The organism is Mesorhizobium sp. B2-7-2 (assembly GCF_006440775.1).
GTDB lineage: Bacteria > Pseudomonadota > Alphaproteobacteria > Rhizobiales > Rhizobiaceae > Mesorhizobium.
Window position 1 is genome coordinate 1 of the sequence record NZ_VFTZ01000019.1, and the last position, 16,002, is coordinate 16,002.

Below are 16,002 nucleotides of genomic sequence, written 5' to 3' on the forward strand. Positions count from 1 at the left end.
AGCCACTTTGGTCTTTTGTTTTCTCGCAATTCCGGACGGAAAACCGCCGCACACTTTTCCTGGAATTGCTCGGTTGCGGCGCTGCTCGCATTTGTGGCCGCCACATCCGCGCAAGCGCATAGCGGATCCTCGGCCCCGCCTCCTCCCGGCATCCAGATCCCCGGCCTGACCCACGGCCAGATGGCCGTCATCGCGCGCTATCGCGGCGAGATCCTCGACCTCGCCCAGCGCCAGACCGCGACCGACCCGACCTTCCGCCGGCTCTACAATCACGGCAATCTGCAATTCACCTATTGCCTCTGGGGCTTGATGCCGGGCAGCCTCGGCGGCGAGGAAAGCCCGTTCAACGAATGCAGCCACGCCTATCTCGCCGCCGCCAAGGCGCTGCTCACCTATATGGCCACGATGCCTTCAGCTGAACGGGGTGCGAAGGCGCTGATCTCGGACATCGATGCCGAGATGGTGCGCAGCGGCGCGTCGTGGATCCTGTGCCAGTATAGCGGCGAGGCCTTCAGCACCGGCGCGGTCGTCGAGCCCAGATGGCGCGACATCTTCTTCCACTTGCCGAGCCTTGCGGTGATCCTCGCCATGGTGGCGGCGCTCGGTGCCGCCGCATGGTCGATTGTCGGCGCGCCGCTCGCCCGCGTGCGCTAACCGGCTTCGGCCGGCTGATGTCCTCAGGATACCAGGCGACGTAACGCGGCTCGTTTTGCTCCCGCAGATCGCGTCTGGCAGCGCGATTACTTCGAACTCATCCCATAGGCGGCAAGGAACGCTTCGACCGAGGCATCGGCGTGCCGCTCAAGGTCGGCTTTCGAGCGCGGATTGCGTCCGGTGAACATGGCTTCGTTCATCGGAATCCAAAGCAGCATTCCAAAGAAATGGCTGGCCGCCAAACGGGGATCGTCGGTCTGCAACAGGCCTCGCCCTGTGAGCTTTTGAAAACAAGCCGCTACCGAGGAAAGCATGCGCTCAAAGCCTTTGTCGTACCAGCTGCGGCCAAGCTGCGGCATGCGATCGGCATTGGCAATAATCAGACGCCGGAGCCTCAGCAACTCGTCGTTCATCAGCGTGGTGACCAATCGCCGGGCAAGCTGCTGCAGGCCGCCCTCCAGGAATTTCGCTTCGGAAAGCAGCATCGTCACGGACTCGACAACGTCGTTGGTCTGGGACGCGGTGGACTCCACGACTTTGCTGAAAAGCGTCTCCTTGTCCGTGAAATGCTTGTAGACGGTCTGCTTGGAAGCGCACGCTCTGGTGGCGATCTCCTCCATGCTGGTCCCATCATAGCCGTTGGCGATGAACGCCGCCGTCGCCGCCTCAATGATTTCGCGATCCTTGCGAGCCGATCTGGTCTCACCGTCAATTTTCATAACGCCTCTCGACCGGTACTAGACGGTACGGTTCCGTCGTGATAGCCATCCGTTGCAGTACTAGACTGGCTAGTACCCGGCAACGAAGGTTCAAACTGATGACGCAAATGCTTTTCCTCAATCTGCCGGTACGCGACCTGCAGGCAGCGACCAAGTTTTATCTCGCGATCGGCGGCACGCTCAACCCACAGTTCTCGAACGACCAGGCCAGTTCGATCATGTTCTCCGAATCGATAGGAGTCATGTTGCTGACGCACCAACACTACAGCCAGTTCACAGCCCGACCGATCGGCGACGCCAAGCGCGAGAGCCAGATGCTGATCGCGCTGACCGTCGATAGCAAGGACGCGGTCAATGGGGCAATCGAGAAAGGCGTTGCGGCGGGCGGCCGCGCTGATCCCAACCCGGCGCAGGATCTCGGTTTCATGTTCAACCGCCACATTGAAGATCCGGACGGCAATGTCTGGGAGTTCCTGTGGATGAACCCCGCAGCCATGCAATAGACCATCTGTATCGCAATCCCGACGTCGGAACGACATCCGAGAAAGCGACGGGCAGCCGTCGCTCTCATGTCGGGCAATGCCTGCCATCGCCTTCGACCGATCTTGTTATCCCGATATCCGCTCAGACATCTGGCGCGCTACCGCCCTTCCGCCCAGCAATCTCGGCGAGCTGGACTCCGGAACTGTGCACCAGCCAGCCATGTTCGCTCCCGAAGCGCTTGCCTGTATCAGCCATGCGCGCGCTCGTGATGGTGGCCTTCCGGTTCGGCCATGGCGAAGGGCAAATCCTCGGTGTCGGGACCGGCCGCCAGTTGCAGCCTGGCGCTGAATTCGTGCGGTTCGGCAGGTGCGACCAGGCTCTGCAAATAATGATGGTCGCCGCCGACCGGAGACAGCGGCAGGCTTTCGACCGCACCGTCCATCCTTTCAATAGCGACGTTCGCCCGCAGGCCCTCGGCGTGACGCGACAGGCGCAGCCGCATGCGCTCGCCCTGCGGCGTGCCGACGATTTCGAGCAGCCCGCTGGCTAGCTTGCGGTCGACAAGGAACGGATCCGGCGCATGATGGTGGCCAGCTTCCGTCTCCGGCTCGGCAAAGCGCACCGTGGCAACGTCGAGTGCCGGGATGTGCGCGAAGAGCTCGGCCTTGAGCGATGCGGCGATGTTGTTCGCGGCGGCAAGCAGCAGGCCGTCATTGACCGCGATCTCGACATCGACATGCAATTTGTGGCCAAGCCAGCGGGCCTTGACGTCGGCCACCCTTTCGATCCCGGCGACATGGTCGGCGGCGTGATGAATCTCGCCGACCAGGCCGGGCTCGACGCCGTCCAGCATGCGGGTCAGCACCGAGCGCGCCGATTGCCAGACGATAGCGAAGATGGCGACGGTGATGAGCAGGCCGATGATCGGATCGGCGAGCGGAAGGCCGAGCCAGACGCCGGCCGCGCCTGCGACCACGGCAAGGCTGGTGAGGCCGTCGGTGCGGGCGTGATAGCCGTCGGCAACCAGCGCGGCGCTGTTGATCTGGCGACCGACGCGGATGCGAAAAACCGCCACCGCTTCATTGCCGAGGAAACCGATGACGCCGGCGACGGCCAACCAGCCAAGGAAACGCACCGGCTGCGGATTGAACAGGCGATTGATCGCCTCGTATCCGGCCACCAGCGCGCTGGCCAGGATGATGAGCACGATGATGATGCCGGCGAGATCTTCGACCCGGCCGAGGCCGTAGGTGAAGGCCCTTGTCGGTTTGCGGCGCACGAGTACAAAAGCGATCCAAAGCGGGATAGCGGTGGTCGCGTCGGCGACGTTGTGGATGGTGTCGGCAAGCAGGGCTACGCTACCCGAAAGCATCACGACGACAATCTGGAGCGCGGCCGTGACCGCGAGAATCACGAACGACCACTTGACCGCCCAAATGCCGCGGTCTGTGGTGGCGATGGTCGCGTCGATCACGCCATGAGTATGGCCATGCGGCCCATGATCGTCGTGGCCGTGGCCGCCATGGTCATGCCCGTGCACGCCGAAGCCGAACCAGTCGAGCGCTTTTTCCCACATCGCCGCCTCACAGATATTTGGTGAGCTGCTTCAGCTCTTTGAGCGTGTCCCTGGTCGGTTCGCCGCCTTCGACAAGGCAATGCTCCATATGGTCGTGGATCAGCTCGCGCTTGGCATTGCCGACCGCGCTTTCGACGGCGTGGAGCTGTTGCGCGAGGTCAAGGCAGGACCGACCCTGCTCGAACATGGTGAGCACGGCGGCGAGATGGCCATGCGCTCGCTTGAGCCGGGCGATGATATCGGGATGGGAGCTGTGTATCGTCATGGCAATATCCTATCCCCCAGGGTAGGATATTGCCAACAGACAGTATGCCTCGAACTCTCGAGGCTAGCCTCCTGCAGCGGCTGGACTCGCCACCCGGCCGAGCGTGGCAACTGGGCACTTTCCCCGGAATTGCCTGATGCGCCTCCGCACTGGCATAGCGTCCGGGCGGCCGGCCGGCATGGCGGCTGAAGGCGCTGAAGGTGCTGGCCGAGCCGTAGCTGACGCGCTCGGCGACCTCGCCAATGTTGCCCCCGCCGGCGCAGCCGGTTCTTGCCTGCGGGGCAGTATCTGCCGCGAAATCCCGGCTTCATGTGATCGATCGGCTGCAGCGACCGGCAGCCCCGCGGCAACCAAATGCTTGGTTTGCCGTTTATTTTAGCGGTTGCCGCCACCCACCGTGGCGCCAGCCGGCTCCAGTGGCCTGAGACCGCGCGGGGCTGAAAGGAGGCCGCAATGACACGGCCCGCAGTGGAGATAGGCGACCGGGTGGCTATCATCGCCACCGTGATCGAGCGCATCAAGGACCGCGTGATACTGAAGCTCGACGGCGACGGCCATAATTATTCGATGGCCGAGCCCAATGCCAAGGCAGGCGACAAGCTCAGACTGGAGGGCGACGTCGTGCATGTCGACGAGGATCTCGGACGCACGACCGTGCAGGTGCTGGGGCGCGTGACCGTCGACACCAACTCGGTCGAAATGGTGACGAGACGTTGCGACCTCGACCATATCGGCTCGAATGTGCCCGGCCACCCTCGCCCGCGCACCCCGCCGACGCCGCATGGGTGAAACCGGCGGCTGAGGCGCGATCCTCCTCCCCGCGAAACGGTGGATTGCTTAGTGGCGCTTGAAATACTGCACTTCGCGCTCGTGCTTTTCCGCCGCTTCGCGGGACTTGAAGGTGCCCAGATTGCGGCGCTTGCCGGTTCTGGGATCAATCTTGCGCGAATAGAGCCGGTATTCACCGGATTTCAGCTTGCGGATCATGGCGGTCTCCTTGTGAACCGGGACTTTAACCCGCCTGGGGCCTTCGCGGTTCCGAGCAGGCCATGCCGCCCGATCGTGGCCCGCCGGCAAAAAGCGCTCCTGTCGGTGAACCATTTCACGGACGGAAACGACCCAATGTTGGAAGCGACACCGTAACGACACGATTGAGTCGGATTATTTGTGTTCAAATGACTTTCGCGACGCTATGCGGATGTCGCTGAAGTGCCGGATCTGAGGAGGGTGCGATGGTTACGGCGAAGCTTCACGGCGTTGAACTCGTCAGGGGCCAGAAGTGGACGGTGCGCGTCACCGCCTACGGCACGACGCTGATCTTTCCATTCGAAGCCGAGCAATATGCGCGCTCCTATGCCGATGGCCAGGCCTTCCGCCTCGGCGTCGAGGTTGTCGAACTGAAGGATTGCGCCTGAGAGGCTGGGTCGGCGATCGCTTAATGGCCTCAAGACCCGCACAGCTGTATAGAATAGGCGCATGTCGGCTTTCGACTCGGCAAAGCAATGGGCGCGAGGGATCAAGCGCGATGTGGTGGCGCTCTGGATTGCGGCACGCGATCCGCGTGTGCCCTGGTACGCGAAAGCCACCGCGGGCGCCGTCGCTGCCTATGCGTTGAGCCCAGTCGATCTTATTCCGGACTTCATCCCCATCATCGGCTATCTGGACGACTTGGTGATCGTGCCTGTCGGCATAATGCTCGCGGTCAAGCTGGTTCCGGCCGATCTGATGCACGAATTCCGCGAAGAGGCGGTGCGACGCGAGAAGCCGGTGAGCAAGGCCGGGCTCGCCTTCATGATCGCGCTCTGGGTGCTGGCGGCGCTGGCGCTCACTTGGCTGTTCTGGCCAGAGCCGGCCTGAATGCTTCGGGCCCCGACCAGACGGCGTCGATTGCATTGGCCTGTCGCGGCCCATCTTTAGATTAGCGACATCTTGTATTTGTTGTAAATCAGGGTCATGCTTTTGGCACGCGCGAAACGACATGCGCAGTGTGCAGGGTCAAAAGGGTCAGGCGTGATGCAATTCGCAGTTTGCTACGACCACAGCGGGTTCGATCTGGCGCGGTCGATCCTCCTCGATGTCACGGTATTCCTTGCGCTGATGGCGCCATTGGCGATCGCGCGACTGATCGAGATATCGCGACAGGACGCCGCCCGGCTACAGCCCGCCTGAAGCCTGAAAGGCACGGAATTCCTAACCGTCGCGAGCGACCTTTCGAATCGGCAGGTCGCCGAGCAATGCTGAACAGTCGATCACCTCCTGGAAGTGAGCCTGCGGATCGAGCACGAGCCATGAAGCGTGGGTGTGAAGATCCTTCAGCCTGGCATTCATTTGCGCACGCGCCAGACGCTCCGCTTCGGAAGCCTGAAAAGGCTTTACGGCCTTGCGATGGTGAGGAGTCCTCGACATCGCGGCGGAAAACGCGCCGACTCCGCTTTTCGTTTCACGAAAGCGGATGACCCTCTGCGCATTGCAATGACCCGTGGGGCCAGGGCTGCCGGCACCGGGCAACGCTGCAACTGGTGCGACAAACGAGCGGAAAGTGCCGGATCGGCGGTTGGGGTAGCCCGGCTTGCCTTGGCGGTAAAAGAGTACGGCTCTTTGACAGGCAAGCCGGGCTGAAGCGCCGACCTTGGGTTTCCTTGGGGGGAGCCGGCGCAGGGACAGAGTGTCCGTTTCCCGCCGCGCCCACAATTGTTGCTGAAGTCCGATGCGCCGGCGCAATGGTCCGACCGGTTGGAAGCCGCGATGCCGCAACTCCAAGGCTGAAAAACGCGCAGACTTCCCTCGAATTGCTCCAGGCGCCCGAACGCTTAAACTCGTGTAAGACGGCCGTCTCCTTGAAGCGCTCTTTTGACGAAAAGCTCGGCGTGTTGCGCCCATTCCGCTTCCGCGACGTCATTCTCGCGAACGGACTGCCTGAAAGCTTCCCGCAGTGCCTCGAGCTCAAAAATCGACAGCCGCTGGTTTCTTTTTTGCTTTTTTTTGCCGACGTCCATACTGCGTTGCCAACAGCGTGATGAAGCCCATTGTATATGCGGCGGTTGTTCGACCCATCAACAGCTTGATCCTGACTTCTTTTGGGGGCAAATTTTTGCCGCGACGTCCGCGGTTCATGTCGGGAAAGAGCGGCCCCGGCCGCCGATATGGGCGGGGTTGCAAGCTGGGCCGCCCGAGAGGTCGCCGCTATATGTCTACATCCACAACGATCGATGAAGAGACCTGGCCAAGCCAAGGCATCAGCGATGTGGCGCTATATCCCGCGGGGCATATGCCGTTGGTCTGGAGCCGGGGCTTGATTGGTGGTTGTGTCGGCATTGCAAAAGAACCTGTAATTTCAGATGACAGCCGGCCTGCGTCTTCTCCGTCAACAGGAATGGCGCTGGCTTTGCCGCCCAGGAGAGCAAGCAGCCTCCTCGCTTGCGAATCAAAGCTCGCCCGTCGGCGTGCGCCCAAACCTGCTCTGCCATTAACCTTCCCCACGGGCACGGACCAAGGTCGGTGTCGCAATTGCCTCCCCTCACCTATACTGTCGCGGACGGGTGGGTGAATGGTGCCGATGGTTGGGAGGTATTTAACACGACCTGCACGAGTCTGGAGCGGGCTCTCTCTGGCCTGGCAGTTCGTGATCGCGGGCGGCATCGGCCTTCTGGCGGTGATGCTCGTGGTCGGGCTGTGGGTGACATCGCAGATCCGTGACGGGGTTCTGCACAATTCCGCCGCCACCACCGCGCTCTATGTCGACAGCGTGATCGCACCCTTGCTGCCCGATATGCGCAAGAGCCAGGAGCTCGACGACACCGTCAAGCGGGCGCTGGACGAGACGCTGGGCCAGGGCGCACTCGGGAAAAGGCTGGTCTCGTTCAAGCTGTGGCGGCGCGACGGAACGATCCTCTACTCCAAGGATGCCAGCCTGATCGGCAAGCAGGTCAGGCCCAACGCCAACCTCACCGCCGCTTTCGCCGGCAATGTCATGGTCAAATACAACAGGCTCGAGGACGAGGAAGACGACAAGGAGCGGTCGATGGGCGTTCCGCTGCTCGAAATCTACAACCCGGTGCGCGAGCCGTGGTCCGGCGAGGTCGTGGCTGTCAGCGAATTCTACGAATTGTCCGGCGATTTCGAGGAATCGCTCCACTCGGCCCTGCTGTGGACATGGCTGGTGGTGGCGGCCGCCACCGCCGCGGCGCTCGCCCTGCTCTCCGGCATCGTTTTCCGCGGCAGCCGCACCATCGTCACGCAGCAGGCGGCGCTCGAGGCGAAAGTTTCCGAATTGCAGACGGCCCTGGCGCAGAACTCGTCGCTGCGCCAGCGCGTTCAACGCGCCTCGCGCCGCGCCACCGCGATCAACGAGCGGTATCTGAGGCGCATCGGCGCCGACCTGCATGACGGACCGGCGCAACTGGTGGCGCTTGCCGCGCTGAGGATGGACAGCCCGGCGCTGGTCGACCCGGCCACGTCGAGCACGCTGCGCGAAGCCGAGATCGCCGGCATACACAAGACGCTCGGCGAAGCGATGCGCGAGATACGCGGCATCTGCAACGGGCTGGTGCTGCCGCAGATCGAGGCGCAGGCCATCGCTGACATTTTGCGGCTTGCGGTAGCCGAGCATGAGCGGCGCACCAGCACCAAAGTGTTGCTAACCCTGCCTGAGCGCTTGCCGGAACTCGGCACCTCGGAAAAGATCAGCGTCTATCGCTTCGTGCAGGAAGGCCTGAACAACGCCTTCCGGCATGGCAAGGGCAAGGGCCAGCAGGTCAGAGCCACGACGAAAGGCGGCAAGCTTTTGGTCGAGGTGATGGATAGCGGTCCCGGCTTCGACCCGGCCCGGAGCGAGGGCCTTGGGCTTGCGGGCCTCAGGGAACGCATCGAAAGCATAGGCGGGCAGTTCGAGACGCTGTCCGGCCCGGAAGGAACAAGACTGGTGATTGCCTTGTCTGTCGAGGAGCAACCGTGAGCACATCCATCCGCATCGCAATAGTGGACGACCACCCCCTGTTTCGCGAGGGCGTGGCGCGCAGCCTCGGCGAAATAGGCGGCTTCGAGCTTGTCGGCGAAGGCGCCAGCGCCGAGGACGCCGAAAGGCTGGCGCGCGCCAGCACGCCCGATATTCTCCTGCTCGACATCAGCATGCCAGGCGGCGGCCTCAACGCGCTCGCCGGCATCCTTTCAGCGATGCCCGAACAGAAGATCGTCATGCTCACGGTGTCGGAGACCAATGCCGACGTCGCCCAGGCGCTGAAGGCCGGCGCGCGCGGCTATGTGCTGAAAGGCGTCGGCTCCAAGGCGCTGGCCGAGATCCTGCGCGATGTCGCCAACGGCCAGAGCTATGTATCGCCGAGCCTTTCGGCCAGGCTGCTCTCCGACCTTTTGCAGCCCACCGGCAGCAAGCCTGATCCGCTCAGTCAGCTCACCGGCCGCGAGGCCGAGATTTTGAAACTGGTCGCCGAAGGATTGAGCAACAAGGAGGTGGCCGCCCGGCTGTCGCTGCAGGAGAAGACGGTCAAGCATCACATGACCAGGGTGCTCGCCAAGCTCAACGTGCGCAACCGCACCGAGGCGGCGCTGCTGATGCATGAGGCGAGGGAAAGGCACTAAGGAACTGGGGAACTGGGGAACTGGGGAACTGGGGAACTGAAGAGCCCTCTCTTCTTTAATTCTTCAATTCTTCAATTCTTCAATTCTTCAATTCTTCAATTCGTCAGTTCTTCAGTTCCTCATTTCCCCAGTTCCTCAGTTCTTCAATTCCCCAGTTCTTCAATTCTCAACCCTCACAAGTTCAGCAGGCGCGACAGGTCCTCCTCCGTCGCTTGCCGTTCGATGATGGTGCGGCCTTGCGCATCCGTCATCTCGAAACGGCCGTTCCGGACCTGCTCCTTCATACCGTTGCGATGAATGACGGTGACCTTATCGCCGTCGATCGAAAGCGTGTCGCCGGTCGCGGCGTTGGTGTAGCTATTCTTGCCGCCGGGATTGGTGTTGCCCTTGCCGCTGTTGTTGCCCGGCCCGGCATTGGGGTTGCTCCCGCCGGCATTGCTGTTGCCGTTGTCGCCCTGGCCATTGCTGTTGCCGTTGTTGCCACTATTGCCGGAATTCGAGCCGCCGGCCGATCCCGAATTGCCGCCGTTGCCGCTTCCACCACCGCCGTTCCCCCCGTTACCGCCGTTGCCGTTGCCGGCGGCGGTGGCTGCGGCAATCCTCGGCGCGCCGTCAAAGGTGATGTGCCAGGGCGCAAACGTCAGCGCCAGCGCGCTAAACACACGCAGCGCGAGCCAGGCGAGCCTGCTGAAGGGGCGGTTTCGCATATCTTCTCTTCGTTCCGGTCCCACTTCCGCATGGCTGAAGCTCCGCTCACGGCACAGACGAGGCGGAACCGGTGTCTTGACCTGGGCAAGAATTCATATCCGGCGGGGCGACGAAAGCGGCCCACGACCCTTGCCCCCACCCGTCGGACCATTTTCAGGCGCCATGGCTGACCAATGTCGCAGCGGACAGGCTTTGCCGGCGCAAAAAATTACCCCCGCACGAAGGCGGGGGCAAGGTGAGTAGCCAAGTTCTATCGCAAGACGATCAGGACCGCAGAGACGAAGCAAAAGGTGGCAACCTGATTTTGCAGCGCTGACCTTCGGTCCCTTAAGATCTAATCCGGATAAAACCTCACTCCCACAAACTCTGTCTCACAAATTCTTCAGGCGATTGAGATCGGCCATGGTGGCCCTGCGGTCGACGATGGTGCGTCCGTACTTGTCTTCCATCCTGAACCGGCCGTTCTCGATCGTCTCCTTCATTCCATTGCGGTGCGTGACCTGGATGCTGCTGCTGGTGGCCTCGACCTTGTCGCCAGTAACGGCGTTCACATGGCTATCGACATCCGCGGTGCTTGCCGCGCCGGCGCTGCTGCTCGTGCCGTTATTGCTCTTGCCGTTGTTGCCGCCGCTATTGCTGTTTCCGTTGTTGCCGCCGCTATTGCCGCCACCGTTGCCGCCGCTATTTCCGCCACCGTTCCCGCTGTTGCCGCCGCCGCTTCCGTTTCCACCACCGCCGCCGCCATGACCACCGCCGCCTTTGTCGGCATAGGCCTTGGCCACGACGAGACCATCGACGGAGAGACTGACAGGCGCGACGACAAGCGCCAACGCAGCCAGCGCTGGCAAGACTAGCCTGCAGCCCCCGCGCGATGCGCGCATTCGGTTCTCCCCATGCCAGCCCTTCAGCCCGTCGGCCAAACTACCCACCGGCAATGTCGCAGCATAAGCATCCCCAATCAGCAGCGCATAAGGAAGTGGCCCACGACCCTTGTCTTGTCCACTCGGACCTATTGTAATTTTGTTATAGGACTTAAGTCGTATTTCAACCACCGGATGCGGTCGGATGTTGCCCGCCACGGGGGTGTTTTTGCGAAGCCAACCAATCCCTTAACGAGCTGCGGGTGCCGAAGCGGTTCACCGTTTCACGGAAACGGCAAACCATCGCACGTCCTTGCTTCGAAGCAGCTCAGGATGGATTACGGCGGCGAGGCGCCGAGCCTGCCGTTTCGCGCATTTTCCGAGATTGCCCCGGTCCGAAAGATGGATTCAGGCCGGCAAAGGCACCGGCCGCCGCGCCGCGACCGCCGTGCCGAAGGCGGCGGCAATGACAGCGGCGACGCCCGCGCATTGCAAAAGGTTGAGCTTCTCATGCAGAAACAGGAAGCCGGTCAGCGCGCCGCCCGCCGGCTCCAGGCAAACCAGCATGCCGTAGACCTTGGCCGGCATGCGCGCCAGCACCAGCATTTCCAGATAGAAGGGCAGCGCGCTGGAGAACAGGCCGACCACGGCCGCGCCCGCCATGATGTGCGGGTCGGTGAGATAGGGTTGAGCGGCGCTGAAGCCGAAAGGCAGCGCCAGCATGGCGGCGATCGCCATGCCGTAGGCGGAGGTGCGCACGCCGAGCTCGGCGCCGGCCTTCTGCGCGAAGATGATGTAGAGCCCCCAGCAGGCGCCCGCTGCGAGCGCCAGCACCACCCCCAGCGGATCGAGCCCGCTTCTGGCATCGGCAAAGGGCGAGAGCAGCACGATGCCGGTTATCGCCAGCGCCACCCAGACGAGGTCGAGCAGGCGCCGGGAGCCGAGCATGGCGACGAACAGCGGCCCGGTGAATTCGAGCGCCACGCAGATGCCGAGCGGAATGCGCTGGAGCGCCGCGTAGAACAGCATGTTCATGGCACAGACCGTGATGCCATAGGCGGCGAGCCAAGGCAGGGTTTTCCGCGAGGGCAGCACCTTCCAGGGCCTCAGCACCGCCGCCAGCATCAGCGCGCCGATGGCGAGCCTCAGCATGGTCGTGCCTTCCGAGCCCAGCACCGGGAACAGCCCCTTGGCAAAGGCGGCGCCGACCTGAACCGACAGGATGGCGCCGAGCAGCCCCAGGACGGGCATTGCGCCGACGTGGGTTTCCGGCTTCGCGGTCTGCGTCGAGGTCAATCCTGGCTCCATCCCTGGTTCGGGAATGGAGATAGGGCGCGGGCACCGCGCTGTCGTGAGGCAGTGCGGGGCGGATGGTGGGACAAGAGAGTGAGGTTTATCGCTTTGGTCATCCTGGTGCGGAGCAAGGAGCGAAGCGAGCAGGCCGAGGGTCATGCCATAGCGCTAAAGCCTTGCAACGCGTATGGAGTTCTGTACCGCCGCGCTCCAAGTCGAAGGCAACGGCGTGGATCCTGGGGTCAAGCCGAGGATGACGAAGCGTTGGCGCAGGCCTCCACTCCGGCCGCAGCGCGGCCACCTCTCCCCCGCCTTTGGCGAGGGAGAGAAAATGCGCCGGCGTTATCCCGCCATGGCGAGCGGCGCGGCGCTCTTGTTGGGGATCTGGATGTCGATCTCCAGCGTCGACATGGTCGCGCCGCGGTCCATCGAGACCTGGAGGTAGTCCTGATCGATCTGCACATGCTTGGCGATGACCGCCATGATCTCCTCGCGCAGGATGGAGACGAGATCCGGCTGGCCGCGGCTCTGGCGCTCATAGGCGAGCAGCAGCTGCAGCCGCTCGCGCGCCACCGGCGCGCTGGTGCGCCGCTTGAAGAGATCGAGGATGCTCATGCGGCCCTCCTTCCGAGAAGCCGGTCGAGGAAGCCCTTGCGTTCGAAGGGGACGACCACCGGCAGGTCCTCGCCTTCCAGGCGTCTTGCCGCTTCGAGGTAAGCCTTTGCGGCACCATTGAGCGGCTCCGAGAGCGTGACGGGCGAGCCGAGATTGGAGGCCCGCAGCACATCCTGGCTTTCCGGGATGATGCCGAGCAGCGGCGTCGAGAGTATCTCCAGCACGTCGTCGATCGACAGCATCTCGCCGCGCGCGGCGCGCGCCGCGTCATAGCGCGTGACCAGCACGTGTTTTTGCACCAGCTCGCCTTGCTCGGCCTTCATGGTGCGGGCGTCGAGCAGGCCGATGATACGGTCGGAGTCGCGCACCGACGAGACTTCCGGATTGGTGACGATGACCGCCTCGTCGGCGAAGCGCATGGCGAGCTGGGCGCCGCGCTCGATGCCGGCAGGGCTGTCGCAGAAGACATAGTCGAACACCGATCGCAGCCGGGCGATGACTTCCGCCACGCCCTCTTCGGTCAGCGCGTCCTTGTCGCGCGTCTGCGAGGCGGGCAGCAGATAGAGCGTCTCCAGCCGCTTGTCGCGGATCAGCGCCTGCGAAAGCTTCGCCGTGCCCTGGATGACGTTGACGAGGTCGAACACCACGCGGCGCTCGGCACCCATGATGAGGTCGAGGTTTCTCAGGCCGACGTCGAAATCGACCAGCGCCACCTTCTTGCCTGTCCTGGCCACGGCGGCGCCGAGCGCGGCCGTCGAGGTTGTCTTGCCGACGCCCCCCTTGCCCGATGTGACCACGACTACCTTGCCCATATATCCAGCCTCCATTGGCGGTTTTTATTCTCTGGCCGTGCCAGGCACGGCGGGATCTTTCGCTTTTGGTGCATGCCGTTCTCCCAAAACCGCTGCACTTTGGGGCGACATGCACCGATAACCTTCGCACGCGAAACCGGTCCGAAGCTTGCGGCCAAGAACTCAGCCGAGCGGCACCACGCACAACGCATCATTGTCGAGGAAGGCCTGCACGGCCTTGCCGCGCGACACCCCTTCCATCTCCTCGGCCGTGGTGTACCAGCCGTCGACGGCAAGCAGCTCGGCCTCGTTCTTGCGGCAGAAAATGCGCGCCGAAATATTGCCTTCCGAGCCGGCGATCGCCCGGCCGCGCAGCGTGCCATAGACATGGATCGAGCCGCCGGCGACGATTTCCGAGCCGGACGCGACCGAGCCCAGCACGATCACGTCGCCATGCGGATGGAAGACCGACTGCCCGGAGCGGATCGGCGCCTTGATCATCAGCGTGCCGGAGGCAGGCGCCGGCACGGCGCCCTGCCCTGGCTTTTCCGGTTCGGCCTGGGCCGGCTCGATCCTGACCGCTTCCAGCCTTGCCAGTTCGGGATCCACCGGCTCATCGCCGGTCGCCTGCAGAACCTCGGCAGGCGCCGCCGCCTGGATCGTTTCCCGGGTCACCTCGGCCCGCTCCCCGGCGGCGGCCATTTCCAGCTCTTCCGCCCGCGCCTTGCGCGCGGCCCGGCCAAGCAGGCCCTCGGCGGTCGCCTCCTTGGCGCCGGCCAAGAGCGGCGGCAATTCGGACCCGAGCTCGGCGCCTTCGAGCTCGATGGCATAGACGCGGATGCCGCGCGAGCCGAGCACGCCGACAAGTGCTGCGATCTCCTCCGGCCCCGGTTGCAAGGTGTTCAAATCCAGCACCACCGGGCGCCCGTTGAAATAGCCGGGCGAATTGGCGATCCAGTGATCCAACCCCTCCAGCCAGTCGGCGATCGGCGCTTCCGGCGTCAACGTGAAAGCGACGAAGGAACGGGCGCGAAAGCGGATCGATTTGTTGTGCAAAGGGGCGGCGAAGGTCACGTCCGAGCGAATCCTTACTCAATGATTAAAGGGTGCCGGGCTAATGGTTAACAAAAGGTTAATTTCGCGGGTGGCGACCGTTAAGGATATGGCGCGGCTAAGTTTTGTGGCGGGGCGGTCACAGGCTCCGCGTGGGCGGTCGCGAATGCTGGCAGCGCCATGCGCGGACGAGTCGGGCGTGTGAAGCGGCTAATATACGCAGATATGAGCAGCGGGCATCCTCCGGACCGAGACTTTCTACTCTTTCCAAGCCAAGGGGGATGAGCATGGGCTTCAATCGGCAAGACAGCAAGCGAGCAGGCGCGACAACCGCGACAATGGCGGCGCTGATGCTGCTTGGAGGATGCATGACGCATTCGCCGAGCGGACCAGCGGTCAGCCGCGACGAATGGCTTACAACGTCCGATGCGGACAAGGTGGTCAGCGCGATGAGCGCCAAGGGAATGATGCCGGCGACCATCGACTGCCGGTTCGACAACACCGCGCCAGGCCAGGTGGCCTACCGCTCGAAATTCACCTGGAAGCAGGCGCCTGCCAACACGCGCTACCACTGGGAAGTCGGCGACCCGACCTACCTCGCAAGCAAGGACGTCGCATCCAACAGGGCTGGTCTGAGGCGGGTGTTCGCGAAGACCGTGCGGGATGCGGCGACGGGACAGAAAGTCGGCTGCTCGATCTGGGCGAGCAGCAGCTAGAGAGAAGCGACTTGCCGATTGGCGATCGAACCTCTGCACAAGTCGCGGTCGGCAGCTCAACGGCTCTCATTTGCTGCGGTTTCGCTGGCCAGACAGGAAACAAAGGCGCACGATACGATCTCGCTGGTGCGGCGAGGACAGTCCGGCTTGATCTCTTGCTGAATAGGTCGGGCTGTCCAGGAGCCTCTCCTTGGTCTTGCATGCGAACGGAGCTTTTGCTTGCGGCTGGTTTCCCGCCGGCTGCCTAGACATCGCCCATTCAAGCCACTTCCCGTTCGCCCACCCGTTCGCCCACAACAAACAGTGCTTGCTATGTTGCGCGCCCCGGCCTAAGCGCAGTGATGGCAAATGAAAAATTCGACCAGTCGGTGACGATCATCGTTGATCCGGCCGGCGGACGGGAGGCAATCGGCGATGCCGCCGCCTGCCTGGATTTCCTGCTTCGAAGATGGCGCGGCAAGCGAAGCGACAAGCACCGTGCAGCCATTCAGGCCTGCACGGATGTAAATAGCGGGCGCCGACCGGCTTCATTCGCGCGCAAGGCGTTCATAGCGGCCGCCCGCGAGGCGGCCATTCTTGTGACGCCTTAAGGCTGCTCGCGCGGTCTGAAATTCTTGCTTTCGATGTCGATGATCTCGCCGCAATTTTCACACTCCATCTGGGTGTGAGTGCGT

The 16,002-nt window shown here is 63.1% G+C and carries 22 protein-coding genes and 1 pseudogene; 11 read left to right on the forward strand and 12 right to left on the reverse strand.

Annotated elements, in window-relative coordinates; genetic code table 11:
- A partial coding sequence (locus FJ425_RS22795; protein WP_210241702.1) for a hypothetical protein occupies nucleotides 1–654 on the forward strand: 654 nt, incomplete at its 5' end.
- 86 nt (nucleotides 655–740) lie between these two features.
- Here FJ425_RS22795 and FJ425_RS22800 read toward each other — a convergent pair.
- On the reverse strand, nucleotides 741–1,373 hold the full coding sequence (locus FJ425_RS22800) for a TetR/AcrR family transcriptional regulator (protein ID WP_140726240.1): 633 nt from the start codon (nucleotides 1,371–1,373) through the stop codon (nucleotides 741–743).
- 98 nt (nucleotides 1,374–1,471) lie between these two features.
- Here FJ425_RS22800 and FJ425_RS22805 point away from each other — a divergent pair, with 98 nt between their 5' ends.
- Nucleotides 1,472–1,876 carry a VOC family protein gene (locus FJ425_RS22805; protein ID WP_140726243.1) on the forward strand — a complete coding sequence of 135 codons (405 nt, stop codon included), beginning with the start codon at nucleotides 1,472–1,474 and terminating at the stop codon, nucleotides 1,874–1,876.
- Between the two features lie 227 nt (nucleotides 1,877–2,103).
- Here FJ425_RS22805 and FJ425_RS22810 read toward each other — a convergent pair whose 3' ends face one another.
- The 3 genes and pseudogenes from FJ425_RS22810 to FJ425_RS32125 all read right to left on the reverse strand — a co-directional run.
- Nucleotides 2,104–3,432 carry a cation diffusion facilitator family transporter gene (locus tag FJ425_RS22810; protein ID WP_140726246.1) on the reverse strand — a complete coding sequence of 443 codons (1,329 nt, stop codon included), beginning with the start codon at nucleotides 3,430–3,432 and terminating at the stop codon, nucleotides 2,104–2,106.
- Nucleotides 3,433–3,439: 7 nt separating this feature from the next.
- Entirely contained in the window at nucleotides 3,440–3,697 is a 258-nt protein-coding gene (locus tag FJ425_RS22815; protein ID WP_040973109.1) for a metal-sensing transcriptional repressor, read from the reverse strand.
- A gap of 151 nt (nucleotides 3,698–3,848) precedes the next feature.
- Nucleotides 3,849–3,935 (reverse strand): annotated as a pseudogene (locus FJ425_RS32125) (AraC family transcriptional regulator); the annotation flags it as partial.
- Nucleotides 3,936–4,150: 215 nt separating this feature from the next.
- Here FJ425_RS32125 and FJ425_RS22825 point away from each other — a divergent pair.
- Entirely contained in the window at nucleotides 4,151–4,486 is a 336-nt protein-coding gene (locus FJ425_RS22825; RefSeq protein ID WP_140726248.1) for a hypothetical protein, read from the forward strand.
- A 48-nt stretch (nucleotides 4,487–4,534) separates the two neighbouring features.
- Here FJ425_RS22825 and FJ425_RS22830 read toward each other — a convergent pair whose 3' ends face one another.
- On the reverse strand, nucleotides 4,535–4,684 hold the full coding sequence (locus tag FJ425_RS22830) for a hypothetical protein (protein WP_112100506.1): 150 nt from the start codon (nucleotides 4,682–4,684) through the stop codon (nucleotides 4,535–4,537).
- A 245-nt stretch (nucleotides 4,685–4,929) separates the two neighbouring features.
- Between FJ425_RS22830 and FJ425_RS22835 the strand changes: the two genes are divergently transcribed.
- The 3 genes from FJ425_RS22835 (at nucleotide 4,930) to FJ425_RS31650 (ending at nucleotide 5,866) form a co-directional block, all read left to right on the forward strand.
- Nucleotides 4,930–5,112 (forward strand): hypothetical protein, encoded by a 183-nt coding sequence (locus FJ425_RS22835; RefSeq protein ID WP_036258067.1) that lies wholly within the window; start codon nucleotides 4,930–4,932, stop codon nucleotides 5,110–5,112.
- Between the two features lie 61 nt (nucleotides 5,113–5,173).
- Nucleotides 5,174–5,554, forward strand: coding sequence for a YkvA family protein (locus FJ425_RS22840; RefSeq protein WP_140726250.1), 381 nt, complete (start codon nucleotides 5,174–5,176; stop codon nucleotides 5,552–5,554).
- A gap of 156 nt (nucleotides 5,555–5,710) precedes the next feature.
- Entirely contained in the window at nucleotides 5,711–5,866 is a 156-nt protein-coding gene (locus FJ425_RS31650) for a hypothetical protein (RefSeq protein WP_181176019.1), read from the forward strand.
- Between the two features lie 21 nt (nucleotides 5,867–5,887).
- On the opposite strand, the gene FJ425_RS31655 is transcribed toward FJ425_RS31650, so the two are convergent.
- Entirely contained in the window at nucleotides 5,888–6,418 is a 531-nt protein-coding gene (locus tag FJ425_RS31655) for a hypothetical protein (protein ID WP_181176021.1), read from the reverse strand.
- A gap of 116 nt (nucleotides 6,419–6,534) precedes the next feature.
- Between FJ425_RS31655 and FJ425_RS22850 the strand changes: the two genes are divergently transcribed.
- The 3 genes from FJ425_RS22850 (at nucleotide 6,535) to FJ425_RS22860 (ending at nucleotide 9,292) form a co-directional block, all read left to right on the forward strand.
- The gene (locus tag FJ425_RS22850) at nucleotides 6,535–6,714 is read left to right on the forward strand and encodes a hypothetical protein (protein ID WP_140726253.1); all 180 of its coding nucleotides are present in this window, start codon (nucleotides 6,535–6,537) and stop codon (nucleotides 6,712–6,714) included.
- A gap of 539 nt (nucleotides 6,715–7,253) precedes the next feature.
- Nucleotides 7,254–8,651, forward strand: coding sequence for a sensor histidine kinase (locus FJ425_RS22855; protein WP_140726376.1), 1,398 nt, complete (start codon nucleotides 7,254–7,256; stop codon nucleotides 8,649–8,651).
- The gene (locus FJ425_RS22860) at nucleotides 8,648–9,292 is read left to right on the forward strand and encodes a response regulator transcription factor (RefSeq protein ID WP_140545005.1); all 645 of its coding nucleotides are present in this window, start codon (nucleotides 8,648–8,650) and stop codon (nucleotides 9,290–9,292) included. The genes FJ425_RS22855 and FJ425_RS22860 overlap by 4 nt, the downstream gene beginning before the upstream one ends.
- 173 nt (nucleotides 9,293–9,465) lie before the next feature.
- On the opposite strand, the gene FJ425_RS22865 is transcribed toward FJ425_RS22860, so the two are convergent.
- The 6 genes from FJ425_RS22865 to minC all read right to left on the reverse strand — a co-directional run bounded on the left by FJ425_RS22865 (nucleotide 9,466) and on the right by minC (nucleotide 14,633).
- Nucleotides 9,466–9,999, reverse strand: coding sequence for a hypothetical protein (locus FJ425_RS22865; RefSeq protein ID WP_140635649.1), 534 nt, complete (start codon nucleotides 9,997–9,999; stop codon nucleotides 9,466–9,468).
- A 372-nt stretch (nucleotides 10,000–10,371) separates the two neighbouring features.
- On the reverse strand, nucleotides 10,372–10,881 hold the full coding sequence (locus tag FJ425_RS31660; protein ID WP_181165032.1) for a hypothetical protein: 510 nt from the start codon (nucleotides 10,879–10,881) through the stop codon (nucleotides 10,372–10,374).
- A 387-nt stretch (nucleotides 10,882–11,268) separates the two neighbouring features.
- On the reverse strand, nucleotides 11,269–12,156 hold the full coding sequence (locus tag FJ425_RS22875) for a DMT family transporter (protein WP_246673591.1): 888 nt from the start codon (nucleotides 12,154–12,156) through the stop codon (nucleotides 11,269–11,271).
- Between the two features lie 339 nt (nucleotides 12,157–12,495).
- Nucleotides 12,496–12,768: a cell division topological specificity factor MinE gene (minE, locus tag FJ425_RS22880; RefSeq protein WP_042638296.1), complete on the reverse strand. Its 273-nt coding sequence runs from the start codon at nucleotides 12,766–12,768 to the stop codon at nucleotides 12,496–12,498.
- Nucleotides 12,765–13,580, reverse strand: a complete 816-nt coding sequence (gene minD / locus FJ425_RS22885) for a septum site-determining protein MinD (protein WP_095770099.1) — start codon at nucleotides 13,578–13,580, stop codon at nucleotides 12,765–12,767. The genes minE and minD overlap by 4 nt, the downstream gene beginning before the upstream one ends.
- Nucleotides 13,581–13,742: 162 nt before the next feature.
- The gene (gene minC, locus FJ425_RS22890) at nucleotides 13,743–14,633 is read right to left on the reverse strand and encodes a septum site-determining protein MinC (protein ID WP_140635653.1); all 891 of its coding nucleotides are present in this window, start codon (nucleotides 14,631–14,633) and stop codon (nucleotides 13,743–13,745) included.
- 347 nt (nucleotides 14,634–14,980) lie between these two features.
- On the opposite strand from minC, the gene FJ425_RS22895 reads away from it, so the two are divergent.
- Both FJ425_RS22895 and FJ425_RS22900 read left to right on the forward strand, forming a co-directional pair.
- Nucleotides 14,981–15,328, forward strand: coding sequence for a hypothetical protein (locus FJ425_RS22895; RefSeq protein WP_140635655.1), 348 nt, complete (start codon nucleotides 14,981–14,983; stop codon nucleotides 15,326–15,328).
- Nucleotides 15,329–15,669: 341 nt separating this feature from the next.
- The gene (locus tag FJ425_RS22900) at nucleotides 15,670–15,918 is read left to right on the forward strand and encodes a DUF982 domain-containing protein (RefSeq protein ID WP_095770102.1); all 249 of its coding nucleotides are present in this window, start codon (nucleotides 15,670–15,672) and stop codon (nucleotides 15,916–15,918) included.
- Nucleotides 15,919–16,002 lie beyond the last annotated feature (84 nt).

Bases quoted from the DNA above. Each gene is read 5' to 3' on its own strand.
- FJ425_RS22865 (WP_140635649.1), bottom strand. From the start codon at position 9,999: ATGCGAAACCGCCCCTTCAGCAGGCTCGCCTGGCTCGCGCTGCGTGTG.
- FJ425_RS22800 (WP_140726240.1), bottom strand. From the start codon at position 1,373: ATGAAAATTGACGGTGAGACCAGATCGGCTCGCAAGGATCGCGAAATC.
- FJ425_RS22855 (WP_140726376.1), top strand. From the start codon at position 7,254: ATGGTTGGGAGGTATTTAACACGACCTGCACGAGTCTGGAGCGGGCTC.
- FJ425_RS31660 (WP_181165032.1), bottom strand. From the start codon at position 10,881: ATGCGCGCATCGCGCGGGGGCTGCAGGCTAGTCTTGCCAGCGCTGGCT.
- minD (WP_095770099.1), bottom strand. From the start codon at position 13,580: ATGGGCAAGGTAGTCGTGGTCACATCGGGCAAGGGGGGCGTCGGCAAG.
- FJ425_RS22900 (WP_095770102.1), top strand. From the start codon at position 15,670: ATGGCAAATGAAAAATTCGACCAGTCGGTGACGATCATCGTTGATCCG.
- FJ425_RS22815 (WP_040973109.1), bottom strand. From the start codon at position 3,697: ATGACGATACACAGCTCCCATCCCGATATCATCGCCCGGCTCAAGCGA.
- FJ425_RS22895 (WP_140635655.1), top strand. From the start codon at position 14,981: ATGACGCATTCGCCGAGCGGACCAGCGGTCAGCCGCGACGAATGGCTT.
- FJ425_RS22840 (WP_140726250.1), top strand. From the start codon at position 5,174: ATGTCGGCTTTCGACTCGGCAAAGCAATGGGCGCGAGGGATCAAGCGC.
- FJ425_RS22830 (WP_112100506.1), bottom strand. From the start codon at position 4,684: ATGATCCGCAAGCTGAAATCCGGTGAATACCGGCTCTATTCGCGCAAG.
- FJ425_RS22805 (WP_140726243.1), top strand. From the start codon at position 1,472: ATGACGCAAATGCTTTTCCTCAATCTGCCGGTACGCGACCTGCAGGCA.
- FJ425_RS22810 (WP_140726246.1), bottom strand. From the start codon at position 3,432: ATGTGGGAAAAAGCGCTCGACTGGTTCGGCTTCGGCGTGCACGGGCAT.
- FJ425_RS22835 (WP_036258067.1), top strand. From the start codon at position 4,930: ATGGTTACGGCGAAGCTTCACGGCGTTGAACTCGTCAGGGGCCAGAAG.
- FJ425_RS31650 (WP_181176019.1), top strand. From the start codon at position 5,711: ATGCAATTCGCAGTTTGCTACGACCACAGCGGGTTCGATCTGGCGCGG.
- FJ425_RS22825 (WP_140726248.1), top strand. From the start codon at position 4,151: ATGACACGGCCCGCAGTGGAGATAGGCGACCGGGTGGCTATCATCGCC.
- minE (WP_042638296.1), bottom strand. From the start codon at position 12,768: ATGAGCATCCTCGATCTCTTCAAGCGGCGCACCAGCGCGCCGGTGGCG.